The 1,046-nt window shown below is 53.5% G+C and carries 1 protein-coding gene; it reads left to right on the top strand.

The genetic code is table 11. From position 1 onward, the window contains the following. The coding region (locus KJB30_RS17830) for an MBG domain-containing protein (RefSeq protein ID WP_246545787.1) at positions 1 to 1,046 on the top strand (1,046 nt) is incomplete at both ends.

The following is a 1,046-nucleotide window of genomic DNA, read 5'->3' as shown; positions in this document are numbered from 1 at the left end:
GTTGCAATTACCTATGCAGGTAGTGCGACTGCTCCGACTGCAGCAGGTTCTTACGCAGTAGTTGCTACGGTCTCCGATGCCAATTACACTGGTACAGCTAACGGTACACTCGTGATTGCCAAGGCTACTCCAACCATTACCTGGGCAGCTCCTGCTCCGATCACCGTAGGAACAGCACTTTCTGCAACACAGCTTAACGCTACTGCCAACGTTCCGGGTAGCTTCGTCTACACCCCGGCTTCAGGAACAGTGTTGAATACGGCCGGTGCACAGACTCTATCCGTTGCCTTTGCACCCACCGATGCAGCAAACTACAATAATGTATCGGCAACTGTCAGCCTGACCGTGAACAGCAAGCAGAATCCAACCATCACCTGGAACAACCCGGCGGCGATCACCTACGGTACCACCCTCTCCGCAACACAGTTGAATGCTACCGCCAGTGTAGCCGGTACATTCGTCTACACCCCCGCAGCCGGTACCGTGCTGAATGCCGGTACACAAACTCTGTCGGTTACATTCAATCCGACCAATACGACTACCTACAACAGTGTAACCAAGACCGTGACTCTGACCGTGAACAAGGCGGCAGCAACGGTCACTCTGGCAGGATTGACCGCTACCTATAACGGCAGCGCCAAGACAGCAACTGCAGCAACAACTCCAGCAGGTCTTTCCGTTGCAATTACCTATGCAGGTAGTGCGACTGCTCCGACTGCAGCAGGTTCTTACGCAGTAGTTGCTACGATCACCGACACCAATTACACCGGCAGCGCTACAGGAACTCTGACCATTGCCAAGGCTACTCCGGCCATTACCTGGGCAGCTCCGGCTCCGGTGTTTGTTGGAACTGCTCTTTCTGCTACCCAGTTAAATGCTTCATCAACTGTTGCCGGAACCTTCGTCTATACTCCGGTTTCAGGTACGGTGATGAATACCGCAGGGACACAGACGCTAAAGGCTGATTTCACACCGACCGATGCTGTCAACTATTCTACTGCATCAGCTACGGTTTCGCTGACGGTCAGCACCAAGACAACTCCAAC

Source organism: Pelotalea chapellei, from assembly GCF_018531195.1.
GTDB lineage: Bacteria > Desulfobacterota > Desulfuromonadia > Geobacterales > Pseudopelobacteraceae > Pelotalea > Pelotalea chapellei.
The sequence above is the reverse complement of the archived record's forward strand: the minus strand, read 5'-3'. Positions and strand labels throughout refer to the sequence as shown.